The 19395-nt window shown below is 43.9% G+C and carries 12 protein-coding genes and 1 pseudogene; 9 read left to right on the top strand and 4 right to left on the bottom strand.

The features are described 5' to 3' along the window. Positions 1–169 precede the first annotated feature (169 nt). The 3 genes and pseudogenes from QUB12_RS24645 to QUB12_RS24655 all read left to right on the top strand — a co-directional run. Entirely contained in the window at positions 170–6517 is a 6348-nt protein-coding gene (locus tag QUB12_RS24645; protein ID WP_333144398.1) for an amino acid adenylation domain-containing protein, read from the top strand. 36 nt (positions 6518–6553) lie between these two features. Then, on the top strand, positions 6554–7930 hold the full coding sequence (locus tag QUB12_RS24650) for an MFS transporter (protein ID WP_333144397.1): 1377 nt from the start codon (positions 6554–6556) through the stop codon (positions 7928–7930). 664 nt (positions 7931–8594) lie between these two features. After that, positions 8595–8723: pseudogene (locus QUB12_RS24655) on the top strand (IS1 family transposase); the annotation flags it as partial. A gap of 239 nt (positions 8724–8962) precedes the next feature. Here the strand turns inward: QUB12_RS24655 and mreD are convergent. The 3 genes from mreD to QUB12_RS24670 all read right to left on the bottom strand — a co-directional run bounded on the left by mreD (position 8963) and on the right by QUB12_RS24670 (position 11427). Continuing rightward, on the bottom strand, positions 8963–9529 hold the full coding sequence (gene mreD, locus QUB12_RS24660) for a rod shape-determining protein MreD (RefSeq protein ID WP_333106271.1): 567 nt from the start codon (positions 9527–9529) through the stop codon (positions 8963–8965). Then, positions 9526–10332, bottom strand: coding sequence for a rod shape-determining protein MreC (gene mreC / locus QUB12_RS24665; RefSeq protein ID WP_333308818.1), 807 nt, complete (start codon positions 10330–10332; stop codon positions 9526–9528). Before mreC ends, mreD begins: the two co-directional genes overlap by 4 nt. An 87-nt stretch (positions 10333–10419) precedes the next feature. After that, a complete protein-coding gene (locus tag QUB12_RS24670; protein ID WP_006632285.1) occupies positions 10420–11427 on the bottom strand; it encodes a rod shape-determining protein in 1008 nt (335 codons plus the stop codon). 330 nt (positions 11428–11757) lie between these two features. Between QUB12_RS24670 and QUB12_RS24675 the strand changes: the two genes are divergently transcribed. The 6 genes from QUB12_RS24675 (at position 11758) to QUB12_RS24700 (ending at position 18630) form a co-directional block, all read left to right on the top strand. Continuing rightward, positions 11758–12117 (top strand): single-stranded DNA-binding protein, encoded by a 360-nt coding sequence (locus QUB12_RS24675; protein ID WP_333144394.1) that lies wholly within the window; start codon positions 11758–11760, stop codon positions 12115–12117. 47 nt (positions 12118–12164) lie between these two features. Beyond that, positions 12165–12686, top strand: a complete 522-nt coding sequence (locus QUB12_RS24680; protein WP_333053443.1) for a tetratricopeptide repeat protein — start codon at positions 12165–12167, stop codon at positions 12684–12686. Positions 12687–12866: 180 nt separating this feature from the next. Continuing rightward, the gene (locus QUB12_RS24685; RefSeq protein WP_333144393.1) at positions 12867–14222 is read left to right on the top strand and encodes a P-loop NTPase fold protein; all 1356 of its coding nucleotides are present in this window, start codon (positions 12867–12869) and stop codon (positions 14220–14222) included. Continuing rightward, entirely contained in the window at positions 14179–16131 is a 1953-nt protein-coding gene (locus QUB12_RS24690; RefSeq protein WP_333308820.1) for a tetratricopeptide repeat protein, read from the top strand. The genes QUB12_RS24685 and QUB12_RS24690 overlap by 44 nt, the downstream gene beginning before the upstream one ends. A gap of 138 nt (positions 16132–16269) precedes the next feature. After that, positions 16270–17574 (top strand): metallopeptidase TldD-related protein, encoded by a 1305-nt coding sequence (locus QUB12_RS24695; RefSeq protein WP_333147016.1) that lies wholly within the window; start codon positions 16270–16272, stop codon positions 17572–17574. 231 nt (positions 17575–17805) lie between these two features. Continuing rightward, positions 17806–18630 carry a DUF3153 domain-containing protein gene (locus QUB12_RS24700; protein WP_333147014.1) on the top strand — a complete coding sequence of 275 codons (825 nt, stop codon included), beginning with the start codon at positions 17806–17808 and terminating at the stop codon, positions 18628–18630. Positions 18631–18649: 19 nt separating this feature from the next. Here the strand turns inward: QUB12_RS24700 and QUB12_RS24705 are convergent, their stop codons facing one another. Then, positions 18650–18775, bottom strand: coding sequence for a hypothetical protein (locus tag QUB12_RS24705; protein ID WP_333308822.1), 126 nt, complete (start codon positions 18773–18775; stop codon positions 18650–18652). Positions 18776–19395: the final 620 nt, after the last annotated feature.

Below are 19395 nucleotides of genomic sequence, written 5' to 3' on the forward strand. Positions count from 1 at the left end.
TTTACTTAATTGAGAACAGCTATAGGTGGTTAAGTATAATAGTAATGGATTCGCGCTACTAAAAAATAGTTATTGCCGTCATTTTATAGCAGTTAATATGAACAAAGAACCCTTAGATTCACGCCATCAGACCACTGTCTTTAATCAAGATTCACATCTAACAACAGAAATGAAATATTCTCAAAACAAGTGTATTCATCAGGTATTTGCAGACCAGGTAGAAAAAACACCTAATGCAGTAGCAGTCGTATTTAAAAACCAGCAATTGACCTACAGAGAATTGAATGCAAAAGCTAATCAATTGGCACATCACTTGCAAGTGATGGGGGTAAGATCAGAGGTATTGGTGGGTCTATGCGTAGAGCGCTCTATTGAAGTAATTATAGGAATTCTCGGTATCCTTAAAGCGGGTGGAGCTTACGTTCCTTTAGACCCTGCTTATCCCCAAGAACGTCTGGCATTTATGTTAGAGGATACTAACTTAAAAGTGGTTTTAACTAAGACAGAGTGGATAGAGATACTACCTGTTATTACCGCTTCAGTGATTTGTCTTGATGCAGACTGGCAGAAAATTGAGCAACAAAGCCAAGAGAATCCAGTGTGTGATGTGACACCAGAAAATCTCGCTTACTTAATATATACTTCTGGCTCTACTGGCAAGCCAAAAGGAGTACAAATGCCCCACGCCAGTGTTGGATATTATTTGCAAGCGATCGCTAAAATATTACCAGTTAATAGCAATGATGTTTATCTCCACACAGCTTCTTTCTCTTTTACTGCCTCAGTCAGACAATTATTCTTGCCTTTATCCCAAGGTGCTACAAGTATCATTGCCACCCGTGAACAAACTAGAACTCCCCTGAGCCTATTTGAATTAATCCAAACACAGGGTGTCACTATCTCTGATGGTGTACCTTCCGTGTGGCGTTATGGACTGATGGCTTTAGAAAGCTTAGATATAAAATATACTGAAGCATTAAGCGAATCAAAATTAAGATTAATAGTATTTGGTGGCGAATTACTACCCTATCAATTAATTAAAAAGTTACGCAACCTCTTTAAAACACCACCCCGCTTTTTTAATGTTTTAGGTCAAACAGAAACTATTGGACATGGTTTTTATCCCATTCCAGAGGACTGCAACCTGGAAGAGGGATATGTCCCAGTCGGTCATCCTCTGGAAAACATTCAGCAGGTTTATGTACTCAATTCCCATCTTGAACCAGTAAAAACTAATGAATCTGGTGAAGTATATGTTGCAGGTTCTACCTTAGCTCGTGGCTATCTTCACCGGACTCAAGCCAATGCAGAAAATTTTATCTCTAATCCCTTTAATCCACAACAGCGACTTTTTAAAACTGGTGATGTAGCTCGCTACTCAAGCGACGGTACTTTAGAAATTCTTGGTCGTATCGACCTGCAGGTAAATATCCGGGGGATGCGAGTTGAACTGGAAGAAATCGAATCAGTATTGAAATTTCATCCTAATATCCGGGAAGGTATAGTCACTGTAAGAGAAGATATCCCAGGAGACCAGCGCCTAGTAGCCTATATTGTAGCTAACAATCAAGCCTTTAATTGGGGAGAAATCCGCAGTTTTTTAGAGCAAAAACTACCAGATTATATGGTTCCTAATGCCTTTGTGCTGATGGAGAAACTGTCAGTATTACCCAACGGCAAATTAGACCGCAACAGTTTACCTGCACCAAATATATCTGCTGAGATTCGTAACTTTGTTGCACCCCGTACCCCAAAAGAACAAGTTATAGCTAACATTTGGGCGGAAGTTTTACGACTGCAAAAAGTAGGTATTTATGATAATTTTTTGGAATTGGGAGGACATTCCCTGCTTGCCAGTTTAGTTATATCTAGATTGCGCGAAGCCTTATCTGTGGAATTATCGGTCAGCGTTTTATTTGAATCGCTTACTGTAGCCAGTTTAAGCGAACATATTGAAGCTTCCTATTATCACAACCAGCAAAATCAAACCTTACCAATATTAGAGTCACTTGACCGTTCTGTTGAATTACCTTTATCTTTGATTCAGCAGCGATTTTGGTTTCTCGACCAAATGGAAGGGGCAAATGCTGCCTATAATATTGCCAGAGCGTTGCGTTTAGTTGGTCGGCTGAATTTAACAGCACTCCAACAAGGTATAGAGTCAATTATTCAACGCCATGAAACCCTGCGTACTTCCTTTGGCATGGTAGATGAAAAACCAGTGCAATTTATTGCTGCAACTCTACCATTTACTTTACCATTAGTGGACTTACAAGAATTACCAGAAGTTGAGCGACTGACTGAATTACAAAGATTAATTACCGCAGAATATACAAAACCTTTTGATTTAAGCACTGCACCTTTATTAAGAGTCAAACTCATTTGCATAGAGTCAGAGTCCCATGTGTTGCTGGTGACAATGCACCATATTATCTCTGATGCTTGGTCAGTGGGAATTTTCTTTAAAGAATTGTCTAATTTTTATACCGCTTCTCCCTTACCAGATTTGCCGATTCAATATGCAGATTACGCTTACTGGCAACGTCAGTGGCAGCAAAATGATATTATCACCACCCAGCTAAACTACTGGAAACAACAATTAGCAGATGCTCCACCTGTAATAAAACTACCAACAGACCGACCGCGTTCTGCTATCCAGACATTTCGTAGCAGCATCGAGAGGTTTAAGTTGGGTTATGACCTGACTAGCAAGCTGAAAACCCTAAGTCAGAAGTCAGGTGCTTCGCTATTTATGACTCTCCAAGCGGCTTTTGCGACGTTGCTTTATCGCTACACTGGTCAGGAAGATATTGTCATCGGCTCTCCTATTACTAACCGCAACCGTCCAGCCCTTGAGTCATTAATTGGTTTTTTTGTCAACACTCTGGTTTTACGCACCGGCTTAGAGAACAACCCCACATTTAGAGAACTTCTAGCTCAGGTGCGACAGGTTGCGCTCAATGCTTACTCTCACCAAGATGTACCTTTCGATCGACTGGTTGAATTTCTGCAACCACAACGTCTCCTCAGCCACAGTCCGCTATTCCAGGTGATGTTCGTATTGCAAAACTCCCCAGTGGAAAAACTGGAATTGCCCGGTTTGAGTGTAACGCAGATCGAATTAGACAGACCGACCGCAGGTGCGACTTTTGATTTAACCCTGTCGATGCAGGAAATAGACTCAGAACTCAGGGGGGCATTTGAATATAATGCCAACTTGTTTGATGCTGGCACCATTGCACGGATGGCAGAGCATTTTCAAACCTTGGTAGAGGCGATCGCTACCAATCCAGACGAGTGCGTGGGGCAATTACCATTACTAACAGCAGCAGAACAGCATGAATTACTAATTGAATGGAATCAGACCCAAACTAATTATCCTCATCAATGTATCCATCAATTATTTGAGGAGCAAGTAGAAAAAACGCCTAATGCGGTAGCGGTAGGATTCAAAAATCAACAACTCACCTATCGGGAGTTAAATCATCGAGCCAATCAACTGGCACATTATTTGCAAAAGCTGGGTGTGGGTGAAGAAACTTTGGTGGGAATTTGTTTAGAGCGATCGCCTAATACAATCGTAGCCATGCTAGGGATTCTCAAAGCTGGTGGTGCTTATTTACCTCTAGATCCCACCTATCCCAGCGAGCGCTTGGCGTTTATGCTCCAAGATGCACAAGCCTTTTTACTGTTGACAGAACAGCAGCTATGGGGACAACTGACCACTGTTGAGCAGATTTGTATAGATAGCGACTGGTCTGTAATTTGCCAAGAGAGCCAGCAGAACTTAAAGTGTAATACCACCGCCGATAATTTGGCTTATGTCATATACACATCAGGGTCAACAGGTCAACCTAAAGGTGTGATGGTTCCTCATCGCGGGGTGGTGCGATTAATACGAAATACGGACTATATAGATTTACAACCAAAAGATGTCATCGCCCAAGCTTCTAATACCTCCTTTGACGCTGCTACCTTTGAAATTTGGGGAGCATTACTCAATGGTGCAAAAGTAGCGATGTTGGAAAGAGAAACAGTCCTCTCACCGCGAGATTTTGCCAGCAGCTTACAAACTCAGGGAGTTACAACCCTATTTATCACTACGGCACTGTTTAACCAAATGATTCAAGAAGTGCCGTTAGCATTTGCATCCCTACGCTACTTATTATTTGGTGGTGAAGCTGTTGACACCCGGCGGGTGCGACAGTTGTTAGCAGCAGGTGCGCCCCAAAAGTTGTTACACGTTTACGGTCCTACCGAGAATACAACTTTTTCCACCTGGTATCATATCCAGCACATAGAACCAAAAGCAGAAACAGTTCCTATTGGTCGAGCGATCGCCAATACCCAAAGCTATATTCTCGATCGCTATTTGCAACCTGTACCTATTGGTGTATCAGGAGAACTTTACCTTGGTGGTGCAGGTTTAGCCAGAGGGTATTTCAATCGTCCAGACTTAACATCTGAGCGATTTATTGCTAACCCTTTTGTGGAAGATGAGCGACTTTATAAAACTGGAGACTTGGCACGCTTTTTACCAGATGGAAATGTTGAATTTCTGGGACGCATTGATCACCAAGTTAAAATTCGCGGGTTTCGCATTGAACCAGGAGAAATTGAAACGGCACTGAGCCAACATCCCCAAGTTCAGCAAGCGGTGGTAATTGTCCGGGAAGACGATCCAGGAAATAAATATTTAATGGCTTATATTGTGAGTGAAACAGAAACATTGACCAGTAGTAAATTGCGTCAGTTTCTGAAAGAACACCTGCCTGAATATATGATACCAGCGGCTTTTGTGACGCTCAAAGCCTTACCCCTGACTCCTAATGGTAAAGTGGATCGGCAAACTCTGCCAAAGCCAGAGACAACAAATTCAGAACTAGAAGCCGCTTTTGTCGCACCTCGTAATTGGCTTGAAGAACAATTAGCCGAAATCTGGTGTACAGTGTTACATCGTCAGCAGGTAGGCATCCATGATAACTTCTTTGAATTGGGGGGACACTCTCTCCTGATAACATCTGTAATATCTCGCATTCGAGAAAGTTTTGCGATCGAACTTCCTCTGCGCTCTCTATTTGAAGCACCTACTATAGCTGCACTTAGTCAAGTGATAACTGCTCATCAGCTTGAGGTACAGGAGCAGAGTGCAAGTGGTATGACATCGAACACCTTACCACCTCTTCTCCCTCAAGTACGAGATACATATATACCACTATCTTTTGCACAAGAGCCTATATTGTATTTACAACAATTAGCTCCTGAAAGTTTCGCCTACAACAGCTTTTTTGTTTTACGTTTCACTGGCTCCCTCTCTGCAAGCGTGTTGGAGTCTAGCTTCAATGAGATTATTCGCCGTCATGAAATATTACGTACTACCTTTACTGTGGTAGAAGGTCAACCCGTACAAATCATTACCCCGTCCCTAACCATACCGTTGAAGATCGTAGACTTACAAAACCTACCTCACAGAGAGCGAACATCTGAAGCCGAAAAACTTGCTGCTCTGGAATATCAGCACCATTTTAATCTAGCTGCGGGTCCTCTGATCAAAACAACCTTGCTGCGATTAGCTCAACAGGAGCATTGGTTGACACTAAATATGCACCATATCATCACTGATGGGTGGTCATTTGGACTCTTGTTGGAGGAGTTAGGAATACTCTATAAAGCTTTTGCCAACGGTTTACCTTCACCCCTACCCGAATTACCTGTTCAGTACGCAGATTTTACCCTCTGGCACAGGAAATACTTTAATGAAAAGGTAATAGAACAGCAACTTGTTTATTGGCTGCAAAAACTGACTAATCCTTCACTAGCATCTGATGTGGTGTCAAGCAATCAACCACAGCTTTGTAACAGTAGAAGCGCATCTATTTATTCTGTAGTTCTGCCAGCCAGTCTTGTGGCATCAATCGAAACCCTCAGCCGTTCTCAAGGAGTCACCATCTTTGTCATCATTCTGACTGCTCTGAAGATACTTTTGTTCAAGTACACTGGTAAAAATGACATTTTAGTCATGGCAACAGTTGGTAATCGTAGCACAGTAGAAACCGAAAAAATGCTCGGTTGCTTTATCAACGACGTAATTTTGCGATCGCATATCTCATCTGAGCAAACGGGACTTGCTCTTTTTGAGCAGGTGAAAGAAACTTTCACAGAAGCAATCAACAATAGAGAAATTTCTGATCGAAAAGTCATTAATGCTATCACTAGCAAACAACCACTTAACCTCTCAGCAGCCGTGACCATGCTACCCGCACAAAATTGGCATGACTGGATGTTAGATGTAGACTTTGTATCAATTAAGCGCGATCACCGCTTGTGGTCTCAGGAAAATGCTCTAGAAATTTATGTTTCTTCACCTTCTGTAAATAACCCAACCATTGAAATTAAAGTCTTGTACAGCACAGAGCTATTTACAAATGAAACCATTGAGTTTCTGTTTAGCAATTACCAGGAAATTCTAGAGAAGCTTGTCCAACATCCAACCAGCCCGGTTTCTGAATTTGCATAATTTGAGGGCAAACCTTTCTTTTATCCTCCGGTATCTATGATTCAAAGCATGAGTGTTTTTATCTTGATCTGGATTGGTCAGGTGCTATCTCTGGTTGGCTCTCGCATGACCAGTTTTGCTCTGAGTATTTGGATTTATCAGCATACTAACTCAAACACCCAGTTCACTCTCCTGATTCTATCAACGACCTTACCTGCGATTATTATCTCCCCCATTGCTGGAGTGTTTGTCGATCGCTGGAGTCGTCGCTGGATCATGATTATTAGTGACTTCTGCGCTGGTCTGTGTACCTTAACCATTGCCTGGTTATTTATGAATGGCAACCTAGAAGCCTGGAGTCTGTGCCTAATTAGTGCTATTAGCTCCGGCTTCAGTGCCTTTCAGTCCCTCGCCTATTCTTCAGCCACTACATTACTGGTGTCTAAAGAACAACTTGGTCGTGCTAGTTCGATGACGCAGATTAGGTTGGCTATTGCGGAAATTCTCTCGCCAGTGCTGGCAACTGCACTGCTGGCAACTGTCCAAATTCCGGGAGTTATTATCATTGATCTGACAACTTTGTGCTTTGCCCTGGTTTGTTTGCTACTGGTTAAGTTCCCTGAAGTTCAGACCAAAGAAGCTAATGAAGAAGTAGGGTTATTCTCTTCATTCTGGAAAGAAGTGTCTTTTGGATGGAATTATTTAATTGAGCGACCTGGACTGATTGGGTTAGTCATATTTATTGCTATCAGTAACTTCCTCATCGGTTTCGATGAAGCTCTAACTACACCTCTGGTACTTTCGTTCACTTCCGTTCAAAGTCTGGGGACAATCTCTTCTATTGCTAGCTCTGGGATGTTAGTCGGTAGTTTTATTATGAGTTTGTGGGGAGGACTACAGCGCCAGATAAATATCATATTTATCTCGATGCTTTTTTTTGGTTTATTCTATGTGTTAGCTGGCTTGCGTCCTAGTCCGATTCTGTTTACTATCTCTAATTTCTTTATATTTTTTATACTCCCAATCGTTAATGGTGCAATCCAAGTCATCTTCCAAAAGAAAGTTGCTCCAGAGGTACAGGGAAGGGTCTTTGCATTCCGTACCACGATGACTCAGGGTTTTCTGCCGCTTTCTTATCTGATATCAGGGCCACTAGCCGACCAAGTTTTTGAACCGTTGATGGCTGCTGATGGGTTGGGAGCAGCTAGCATTGGGCAAATTATTGGTGTTGGGCATGGTCGCGGTATTGGTTTGATGTATGTCATCATGGGTATATTTAGCATCTTTGTCACCTTCATTGCCTACTTTTATCCCCGTCTGCGTCTGCTGGAAGATGAGTTACCGGATATAAATCCTTTCTCGGATCAACTTGACTTTTCACAAGATATCGATGAATGCCTAAGCCAGAAAGTTACCCATCCTAACTCCCTATGATATGCAGGGTGGTTTCATACAGCATCTGACTAAGATTTATTACCTCTCTAGTTTCTCACATTTGGTTTGGGATTGCTATATTTTCGTTTCCATTTACAAGCAATCTCAAATCCTGCTACTAGCCTAGTTTTCTGACCCTCACTCCTTGAAAATATAACGAAGTTCCTGGTACTATTTGGGTAACAAACACCAGTATAAGGAGATGGCTCTTTTCTGCCAGATGAGGGCGATCGTCAAAAGATTGATACAGCCCCATTGAGTCCGCTCTATCGAAACTGATAGGGTTTGTCCCACAGAGCAATAAGTTGTTAACCAATAAGTGATTAAGGGAAACCAAAGAGCGTACGATCGTTAATTGAGGTATTTCCAAAAATCTCTGCAATTTGCGACGCCGACTTTCAGTTGTAATTGGATAGGGAAATAAGGAGTGCGAGCCGTTCTAATCTCACTTGTTTCTCGGATTGTATCAAAGAGAGCAAGATTGTGAGTAGAATAAATTGGGTCTGGGTCAGTTGTTTTTGTAAGTGGGTCTGATAAAATGTTGGTAACATATTTTTTGAGATAGGCTAGCGTGTAACAACACAGGCTGCCTATCTTTTTTTACCACAAATCAGCCCACCCTTTATCCACTCTTGGTTTCAGGCGGGTTGTCACCCCCCCAGGGCTTAGACACTACCTTGCTCGACTGCATCGCCAGACACTGTGCTATTCCAAATCAGAATAACTACTGAGACACTCAATTAGATTGTTACTACATTATCTGAAATTCTGGGATGTTCCGGTTCCTCAATAATTCATACCGCTATTCAGCAACGCCAACTTTACTTCTCGCATTCGTCAATCTCTCAACTCAAAAGACATCTTTAGCACCTCCGTAGAAGAGATTCTAAATACTCTGGAAGCCGACCGTGTACTGATATATCGCTTCCATCCCGATGGCAAGAGTGGAGAAATCACAGCACAAGCGATCGCATGATAGTTTATTTGTTGGAGAGGTCTAATGACTAATGACTAATGACTAATGACTAATGACTAAGATTTTTCTAAATTCCTGGTCATTTCCCACAAGCGATTGAGCGGAAAATAAATCACCGGAGCCCAAAGACTGCTAAGAATAGCAGAACACAAAGCCACTCGCTGGTGATAGCTCCAAATTTCCAGTAAAGCCCGATCGCCCATAGAAAAAAATTGCAGCCCCATCACCGTTTCCGCTACCACCGCCATCCCAAACACAATTAACGCGATCGGGATCGGATCTCTCTCAACAATATCTACCGGAATCGACCAGGTTTTCTGCAAAACAACTGTTAGGACTCCTACAACAACTAGACTCACAGCGTGGCTGGGATGAGGAGCCGTCATCGCATCTTGAAGAAACCCCAAAACCAAGCCCATGCTAGCAGCTCCCCAAACTGTACGTTTCCGCTTAATACTCCAAGCTACCAACCAAATTAACAGCCAGTTAGGCCCAATTCCCAGCAATTCCATTCCCGGCAGCCGAGTAGGCAATATCAGTATGCACAGCATCACAGATAGAAATGTAACTGCGAAGTTGAGAAATTGGCGCGATCGCGAAGACATCCGAGATAAAGCTTTCATTGTTGCTGTGCTCCCTCAGATGCTGCTGAAGATTGACTAGGCGAATCGTTTGGTTCGGCTTGCTTAGAGTGCGGGTAAACCACCGCCCACTCCAGAGCATTCATCGGTGCAGAGAACTCAACCACAGCTTCTGGAGCCGGAGTTTTATTCATATCCACCGAAACCACTTTTCCCACAGGCAAACCAGGAGGGAACAACTGACTGTAAGAAGAAGTTGAAACCACATCCCCAGGCTTGACATTGGGAACATTATCAAAAAACTCCATCACAGCCTGATTACCGCCTTTCCCGCGCATAAAACCCATCTGGCGACTGCGGGTAATTCCCACACCCAATTGACTCGTAGCGTCGCTGACTAACAGCACCAAGCTAGTATTAGGAGTAACGCTGACAACTCTGCCTACCAAACCGCCGGGGCCCATCACAGTAAAATCTGTTTTGATGCCATCGTTACTGCCGCGCCCCAAGGTTACTTGCTGCCACCAGTGGCCCGCACTGCGGCCGACAATAGGAGCCACAATCCCTGCTGGTTTCTTAGCCGAAACGTAACCTAAAAGCTCTTTTAGCTTCTGATTTTGAGTTTCTAATTCTAATAGTTGCGCTTGCAATTCTTGAGTGCGCGCGGAGATTAGTTCCTCTTGCCCAGAGCCGTTGGCGTGAAACGGACGAGTCACCCAATTGTAAACTTCAAATACTGCCCCACCTTGTGTTTGCCGAACTCCCCAAGCGGCAGTTACAGCTAAACCTAAAAGAGCTATTGGCAGCCGCAGATCCCACCACTTTCGGAATGTATTTTTTAGCATAATTTCACTAATCTAAAATTGTTAAGTCAGGATTTTAGATTTGAGATTGCAGCCGTATTTCTAAATCCACAATCCCAAATTTGTTAACTACATATTACGCGACGACTGCCCGCTGAAAACCCGTTCCAACTGTTTGTTTTCCAATACCCTACCAGTTCCCAAAACCACGCAGCAGAGCGGATCGGCTGCCACGTGAGTGACAATTCCTGTTTCGTGACTGATCAGAGTATCTAAACCTTTCATCAGCGCGCCACCACCAGCCAGCATAATTCCCCTGTCAATAATATCTGCTGCTAATTCCGGCGGGGTGCGTTCCAAAGTACGCTTGACAGCTTCCACAATTACTGAAAGCGGTTCCGACATACTTTCGCGAATTTCTGGGCCTTTGATAGTAACAGTTCGCGGCAAACCCGACAGTAAGTGCAAGCCCCGCACTTCCATCATTACATCGTCATCCTCTGGAGTTGGATATGCAGAACCAACCTGAATCTTAATTTCTTCAGCAGTGCGTTCGCCGATGACCAAATTGTGAACTTTTTTCATGTATTGGACGATCGCCTCATTGAGTTCGTCGCCGGCTACCCGCACAGACTCACTGATCACCGTACCTTGCAAACTCAAAACCGCAACTTCCGTCGTACCTCCGCCTATATCTATAATCATATTGCCAGTCGCCTCAGCAACAGGCAGTCCAGCCCCGATCGCCGCAGCGATGGGTTCATCAATTAACCGTACTTCTCTAGCACCGGCCTGAGTCGCCGCCTCAATGACAGCACGCCTCTCGACTCCGGTGACACCGCTGGGGATGCCAATAATGATCCGCGGCGAAACTAAGCTTCGGCCTTCGTGAACCCTGCGGATAAAAGTCTTGAGCATCAGTTCCGCCGTATCGAAGTCTGCAATTACCCCGTCGCGAAGCGGGCGCAGTGCTATGACGTTCCCTGGCGTGCGGCCGAGCATTTTTTTTGCTTCTTCTCCAACAGCCAGCGGTATTTTTAAATCTTGGTCGATCGCCACTACAGAAGGTTCCTGCAGAACAATACCTTTGCCCGATACATAAACGAGCGTGTTAGCAGTACCGAGGTCGATACCCATATCTCTAGATAACGAAAATCGATTGAGAAGACCCACTGATTCGTACCCCCCCCAAAAACTAAAATACTATTGTGTGCAATAATGTTGTTACAAAAGTGTAACCGAGGTGGATTCTATTACGTTTTTCATCCTGAGTCTAGTCAGAAATGTACATTGTCGAGCTCAGGTTGAGCGCAGACTCGCCAATCATCCACTATCAATATGTTCTGCTAACTGGGTGTACAATCAGGATGAAGCCTCACAAGCGCTGTTCCAAGTTCAGTTTGGAGGCTAATGCCCGTGTGGACTGTTTAACTACATCACCGATCGACCACATTCCAAAAAAAGTTTATGAGTCTTAATGTTGTGCATTTAGTAGGCCGCGTCGGCGGCGACCCGGACGTAAAGTATTTTGAGTCGGGTACAGTTAAGTGCAGATTGACGCTGGCAGTCAACCGCACATCCAAGAGCAGCGATCAGCCAGACTGGTTCAATCTGGAACTCTGGGGCAAGGAGGCACAAATAGCTGCTGACTATATTCGCAAGGGTCGGTTGATTGGTGTCAAGGGTTCGTTGAAGTTCGACCGCTGGCAAGATCGCAACACTGGAACCAACCGATCGTCCCCTGTCATTAAAGTAGACCGATTTGAGCTATTGGATTCTAAACGGGATGCAGAATCGAATAGGTCGCAACACAACAGCGAATTCTAGCGTTTGGGGAATTTGGGAAGTAATATTTGTGAATTGGGTGGGTGCTCGTGACTTCAGAAAAGTTAGAAATTGTTCAAACTGAGTACCAAGCTGGGCAAGTAGCTTTTGAGAGTGGCCGGTATGCTCAAGCTGTGCAGAGTTTAGAAACAGCTACCGGTTTAGTCGATCGAAATTCCCGGTTGGGCGGTGAGGTGCAGATGTGGCTAGTGACAGCCTACGAAGCCTCTGGCAATACAGAAAAGGCGATCGAGCTTTGCCGCAAGCTCACCCGCCATCCCCGCCAAGAAACCCGCCAGCAAGCAAAGCGCTTGCTGTTCATTCTCGAAGCTCCCAAACTCACTATCCCTCCTGAATGGATGGTGAAAATCCCTGATTTGGCAGCTTTAGATGAAAATCAATCAATCAGTTTTCAATCCAATCCGAACGCTGATATCAAGTACGCTAAACCCAAGCCAGTCGTACCAGAGCCTGTAGATTTGAGTCAGGTTAATACGAAAGATAATAGGTTTATCTGGGTGGCGTTAATTGCGATCGGGCTAATTTTAGGCGGCTTATTTCTTAGTTATTAATCATTTTTGGAAGTGGATTCGCGAAAAAACCCGGTTTCTGTGGTCGGTTGGTAGCGATCGCTAGTTCTTGAGTATAGTGCGAGATGTGAGTTAACATAGGAGTTAAAAAGCTCCACATCCCGATCGTCCGCGATCGAGATAAGCTGTGGGTTCCATCTACAATCTACAATATACAATCCGATGACTTCACTCCCACCCAACCGCGCCAAAACACTCAAAGAAGCTTACCGCGCTTGCGATGTCAAGCCTCTAACGGGCGATGATATTGCCCGATATTATGTGGATTTGTCCGCAGTACGCAACACAGTGGCGATCGAGGATGTTAGCACGGATTTGGATCTTCAAGAACCGGGAGAATTTAACACAATTTTGTTTACCGGGCATCGGGGATGCGGCAAAAGTACAGAGTTAAAACGCATTCAGTCGCGGTGGGAAAATGACTATCGGGTGATTTACATAGAATTCGATCAGGAACTAGATGTTCTTGATGCAGAATATACCGATTTATATTTGCTGTTTATCAACAAAGTAGCTGATGATTTAACTAAATTACGATTGAAGTTTGACCCCAAACTTTTAGAGCGTTTTGAATCGTGGTTTAAAGAAGTCACTAAAGAAACAGAAGAAACTGTTCAATCTTCCGTTAGCGTCGAAACTGAAGCAAGTGTAGGAGCAGAAATTCCCTTTATTTATAAGTTGACAGCCAAATTGCTAGGTCAAATCAAAGGTTCTAGTCAACAAAAACAGGTGATTCGGGAAACTCTTCAGCGTAATTTGTCCCGCTTGCAAACAGATATTAATTTGTTGTTGAAAGATGCTTTTGAGAAGCTGAGACGAAAATATCCCGACCGCTATCAAAAAGGATTTTTGGTGATTGTTGACAACTTAGACCGGATTCCTCCCAATGTTGCCAATCATTTGTTTTTTGATTACGCTCCTCAACTCCAAGAACTAGACTGTACAATTATTTATACAGTGCCGATTTCGGTAATTTATTCCTATAAAAATGTCAGCAATTTGTTTGGTAATCCCAACATCGTGCCAATGGTGAATATTTATGAATTTAATCGCAGTGAGTGCGATTTAAATTACAATCAGCAAAGATTAGAGGGAGTTGCCAGTTTGATCGAAAAACGGGTTGATGTTAGTGCCGTATTTGACGATCGACAACAGTTGCTAGATTTGGCAAAAGCTAGTGGCGGTCATGTGCGACAATTGATGCAGACGACTAGATCGGCTTTTCGCACAGCCATTACTCGCAAACACAGTAAAGTTTTGGCAGAAGATGTCACTTACGCTTTGAAGCAACAGCAATTTGATTTTGAAAGGTCTACTCCTACAGCAGAATATTACACCATATTAGCGCAAGTTTGCCTCAAAAAAGATATTGATAAAGATGAAATCGGACAAACTTTATTATTCAATATTTCCGTTTTGGAATACAACGGCAATAGTCGGTGGAATTATGTCAACCCACTCGTAAAACAAAGTTATGCTTTCCAACAAGCCCTGGCATCAATTCAAGGAAATCCCTGAAATATACCAGCAAAGGATTGTTGAACTCAATCAAGAGTCTTTCGATCAATTGCTGACGTTTGTCGATATTGTTCCCGACGATGCCTTTGATTTGGGATTTATCGACTGTAATTTTGCCAGGGATAGAGATGCGATTATTCAGGCTTTAATTAGTCATCCCGATTGTCAAGAGATGCAGTTTGAGGTTTGGGATTTTCCCGATCCTGAGATGCGCTTTTTGATGGATGAAATTCTGAAGGTTTTGCCAACAGTCAAAGTTCAACCAGACAAAAAGTTGATTTTCATTGTGCGGGGATTGGAAAATGCGATCGGGATGACGGGGGAATATCCGCCGATGCTGGTAGATTTTAATTGGGTGCGAGATGCTTATCCGGTTAAAGTGCCGCATCCAATGATTTTTTGTTTGCCGGATTATGCGATTACGCGAGTCGCTAATTATGCGCCGGATTTCTGGGCCTGGAATTCGGGAACTTTTGTGTTCAAAACTCCTGTAAATACTAGAGATGATGCTATTTCTCAAACTCTGGATGCTAGCAAAAGGATTAGCAATTGTGAGTTGCCCGAAAAGCAGGAACGGATCGATTTATTAAAACGGTTATTGATTGAATATACTCCCTCGAATGGGCGCGAGGAAACTCCAGGGGATTTGAAAACTCGCATCAGGGTTTTGAATGAGTTGGGAGTTGCCTATCGCAGTCGTAGTGAATATAAAACTGCAAAATACTATCTGGAACAAGCGTTAGATTTGGCGAAAGATGATGAAGAGTTCATATCTTTAAAAGCAAATACTTTACACCAACTAGCAGGAATTTATGCCAATCAAGGGGAAGTAGCAAAGGCGATAGCATTTTCTGAACAATCTCTCGAACTTAAGGAAAAGATTGGCGATGTTCAAGGGAAAGCTGCTACTTTGGACTGTCTAGCAGGAATTTATGCCAATCAAGGGGAAGTAGCAAAGGCCATCGCATTTTATGAACAATCTCTGGAACTTGAGGAAAAGATTGGCGATATTCGAGGGAAAGCTGCTACTTTGCACAATCTAGCAATAATTTATGCAAATCTTGGGGAAGTAGCAAAGGCGATCGCATTTTATGAAGAATCTCTCGAACTTACGGGAAAGATTGGCGATGTTCAAGGGAAAGCTGCTACTTTGCACAATCTAGCAATAATTTATGCGACTCAAGGGGAAGTAGCAAAGGCGATCGCACTTTATGAAGCATCTCTGGAACTTGAGGAAAAGATTGGCGATGTTCAAGGGAAAGCTGCTACTTTGCACTGTCTAGCAATAATCTATGCAAATCTTGGGGAAGTAGAACAGGCGATCGCATTTTCTGAACAATCTCTCGAACTTCAGGAAAAGATTGGTAATGTTCAAGGGAAAGCTGCTACTTTGCACAATCTAGCAGGAATTTATGCGGCTCAAGGGGAAGTAGCCAAGGCGATCGCATTTTATGAAGAATCTCTCGAACTTAAGGAAAAGATTGGCAATCTTCAAGGGAAACCTGCTACTTTGCACCAACTAGCAGGAATTTATGCCCATCAAGGCGAAGTAGCAAAGGCGATCGCATTTTATGAACAATCTCTGGAACTTGAGGAAAAGATTGGCAATCTTCAAGGGAAGGCTGCTACTTTGCACGAACTAGCAGGAATTTATGCCCATCAAGGGGAAGTAGCAAAGGCGATCGCACTTTATGAAGCATCTCTGGAACTTGAGGAAAAGATTGGCAATGTTCGAGGGAAAGCTGCTAGTTTCGCAATCTTAGGACAATTGTTAGCATCGCAGGGAGATTTTGAGAAAGCTTTGAATTATTTACAGCAATCTTTGGAGATTTTACAGCATTTGCGATCGCCCGACGCGCAGACAGTGAGAGAAATTATTGCTATGGTTCAGCAGATGGCTGGGGATTGATGGATGCACTTCGACTAAAGAAACCGGGTTTTTCGCAGCTTTTCGGTGGTGTATCGATATTCTGGGAAAAAACCCGGTTTCTGGCCACACCCTAAATCGCTAAAATAAAAAAAAGACCAAACCAAAAAGGCGATTATTGTGAGCGATTCCACCGTAGACCGGATTTTGCAATTAGCCCGCCAGCGTGCTGATGCCGCTGAAGTATATTATCTATCCAGCCAAGACACGCCGATCGAATTTGAAAACAATCGCCTCAAATCCCTGCAAACCAAAGCACTGCAAGGCGTCGCACTCCGGCTGATTTACAACGGCAAAATCGGTTTTGCCAGTTCCACAGACTTAACGCGGATAGACGATTTAGTAGATGCAGCGATTCAAACAGCCGAAATCGGCGACCCCGCAGAATTTGAACTCGCCTCCAACTTCCACCTAAAAGGCCCGGAAACCACCTACACTCCGCCCACAACTCAAGAATTAGTCGAAAACGGCAAAAACCTCATCGAGCAAGTTCACGCCTACAATCCCGATATTATGGTAGATGTTGGCTTTCACGTCCGCAGCGGTAGAGTGAAAATTGCCACCACGCAAGATTTGTATGCCGAAAGAAGCAGCCAAATAGTCAGCGGCACTATTGCCGGAAATTTGGTAAAGGGAGAAGATTTTATGCAAGCATACAGTTACGACGTAGCGCGCGATCGTCCCCTAGACACCAACAGCATCCTCGAATCACTCCTCGAAAAATACCGCCTCGCAGAACATTCAGCCACCATCACCAGCGGTTCCTACCCAGTATTATTTACCCCCAGAGCAGCCGCTAGCACCCTCGGTGGCCTCTTTGATACCATCCTTTCAGGTCAAGCAGTAGTTCAAAAAGCCTCTCCCCTAGCCGACAAAATCGGCGAAACCTTATTTGACGAACGCTTTACCTTTTTTGAAGACCCCACTTTAGGCCCTTCTGCTTGTCCCTTTGACGACGAAGGTACACCCACCACCCGCAAAGTCTTGATAGACAAAGGTACTGTCACCGGATTTTATTGGGATCGCAGGTGGGCCGCTCGCGCCGGTGTACAATCAACCGGCAACGGTTTTCGTGGCGGATTGTCTCGCCCAGGCCCTGATTTGACTAACTTTTGCATTTCCCCAGGAAATACCGCCACTCAAGACTTGATTGCTAGCATGGACGAAGGTCTCATAGTAGAGCAGGTTTTAGGTGCCGGTCAGTCCAATCAGTTAGCTGGCGAATTTTCGGTCAATTTGGACTTAGGCTATAAAGTAGAAAAAGGCAAAATTGTGGGTCGCGTCAAGAATACAATGGTGGCAGGCAGCATTTTTGAAGCCTTTAAAAATTTGGCAGATTTGAGTAGCGAAGCCGAATGGGTAGGCGGTGCAGCCTATTTGCCGAGTATGCTGTTTCAACAGTTGGGTGTAGCTTCGAGGCAATAAGTTCAGTGCGGTTTTACTCGTTACCAGGCTCTGCCTGGTAATACATATCATGAGGCTCTGCCTCGAATTTGGATGAAAGCTTGCGAGGCAAAGCCTCTGGACATGGGTTCCCAGGCAGAGCCTAGGAACCAGTTAACCAGTTAAAACCAGTTAAACAAACATAGAAACAGTGTCGGCAATTCAACGCTTTGCTAATTCATGCAAATAGGTAAAAACAGGGAAAAATTTATAATGAAAGAGCCAAATGTCAAGGATGGAACTGGGAAGAAGAAAAAGCACTTTTTCTTTCTTTTACCTTTGGTTTTTTGCCTTTTAACTCTAGTGACTGGATGCGTTCAGTACGATGTCGGGGTTAACTTTGAGAGTCAAACTCGTGGCGAAATCGTGCAGCACATTAAACTGGGGGAAAGGTTGACGAGCTTCAGTAGCGAAACTGTTGCAGAATGGTTGAAAAGCGTAGAACGCCGGGTGAGGTTGCTGGACGGAAAAACTAAACGGCTTTCGCCCACAGAAGTTTTAGTGAGGATTCCTTTCAATAATGGATCAGAGTTGCAAGACAAGTTCAACCAATTTTACAATCCCGTCGCACCAACCACACAATATCGGGTTTCAAGTCCGCTAGAAACAGATTTGCCGAAGTTTGAATCTCACCTTAGTGTCAAGCAGAATAATTTATTATTGGTGCTGCGAAATCGGTTGAGTTTGGAATTGGATTTGCGCTCTCTTTCACTGCTTTCTTCTAATGGCAGTCTGCTGCTGAGTCCGGGGGGACTTTTGGAGCTAGACTTTAGCTTGAACACGCCTTGGGGCGCCGAAAGTATTGAAACTGTCGCCGGTGCCCTGGTTCCCGAAAGCTCTCAGCAAGGAAAACAGTTAGTTTGGAAGCTCAAACCCGGAGAAGTTAACTATTTGGAGGCGATATTCTGGATTCCCAGTCCCGTAGGAATTGGGGCGCTGATTATTGCCTTATTTGTGGCGGCGGGCATTGCTTTGAAATATCAAATATTGCCAGCACTTGGAATCGGCAAGAAACCCCAAAACATCGGTCAAACCTAAAGAGGATATGGGGAGCATCTCATATTTGTAAAAATACTTCTTCTGGCTCCTTCCTTCTTCTGGCTCCTTCCTTCTTCCTCTTTCCTTCTTCCTCTTTCCTTCTTCCTCTTTCCTTCTTCCTCCTGCCTCCTGCCTCCTGCCTCAAAACTCCAATTTCTAGCGGAGGGCTGCAAAGGTGAGATGCTCCCAGGATATGTCCTAGAGGGGCGGCTTAATCAATCTCTTAAATGAACTCTCAGAGCTGCAATAAACCCGCCCCTCCCCGGATATTATGGTTAATTGACCCGATTTGATTTTATCAAAAAAACTGAGAATATCTGTCAAAAAACAGTTGACAAATAGTAAATGATTTGCTTAAGCTGAATTGAGAATTAGGAACAGAGAAAATGCGATCGCTAAATTTCTTCTTCATCTTTCTGATTTGCTTGGCTCTAGTATTATTCAGCATCGAAAATACACAGCCAGTCGCGATTCAAGTTATCGAAGGCGTCCAAGTTAAAGCTCCGCTGTGCGTATAACTAATTGTAGCGACCGGATTAGGGGCAACACTAGCGTGGCTGTTCAGTCTGTCGTCGAGAATGCAGCGAACCCTCGCCTCGCGCCAAGAGATTCGCCAAGTTCGCGAAAAAGAGTAATCCCTAGGACGGGCTTTTCTTAGACATTTCCGTTATAAATTAGACAATTGGTGTAGGCTGGAATAATTCACCTAACCAAACCCAGATATGTCCAAATATGTACCACCAAGAATCGCTATTCAACGACTCG

The organism is Microcoleus sp. B7-D4, assembly GCF_036705125.1.
GTDB lineage: Bacteria > Cyanobacteriota > Cyanobacteriia > Cyanobacteriales > Microcoleaceae > Microcoleus.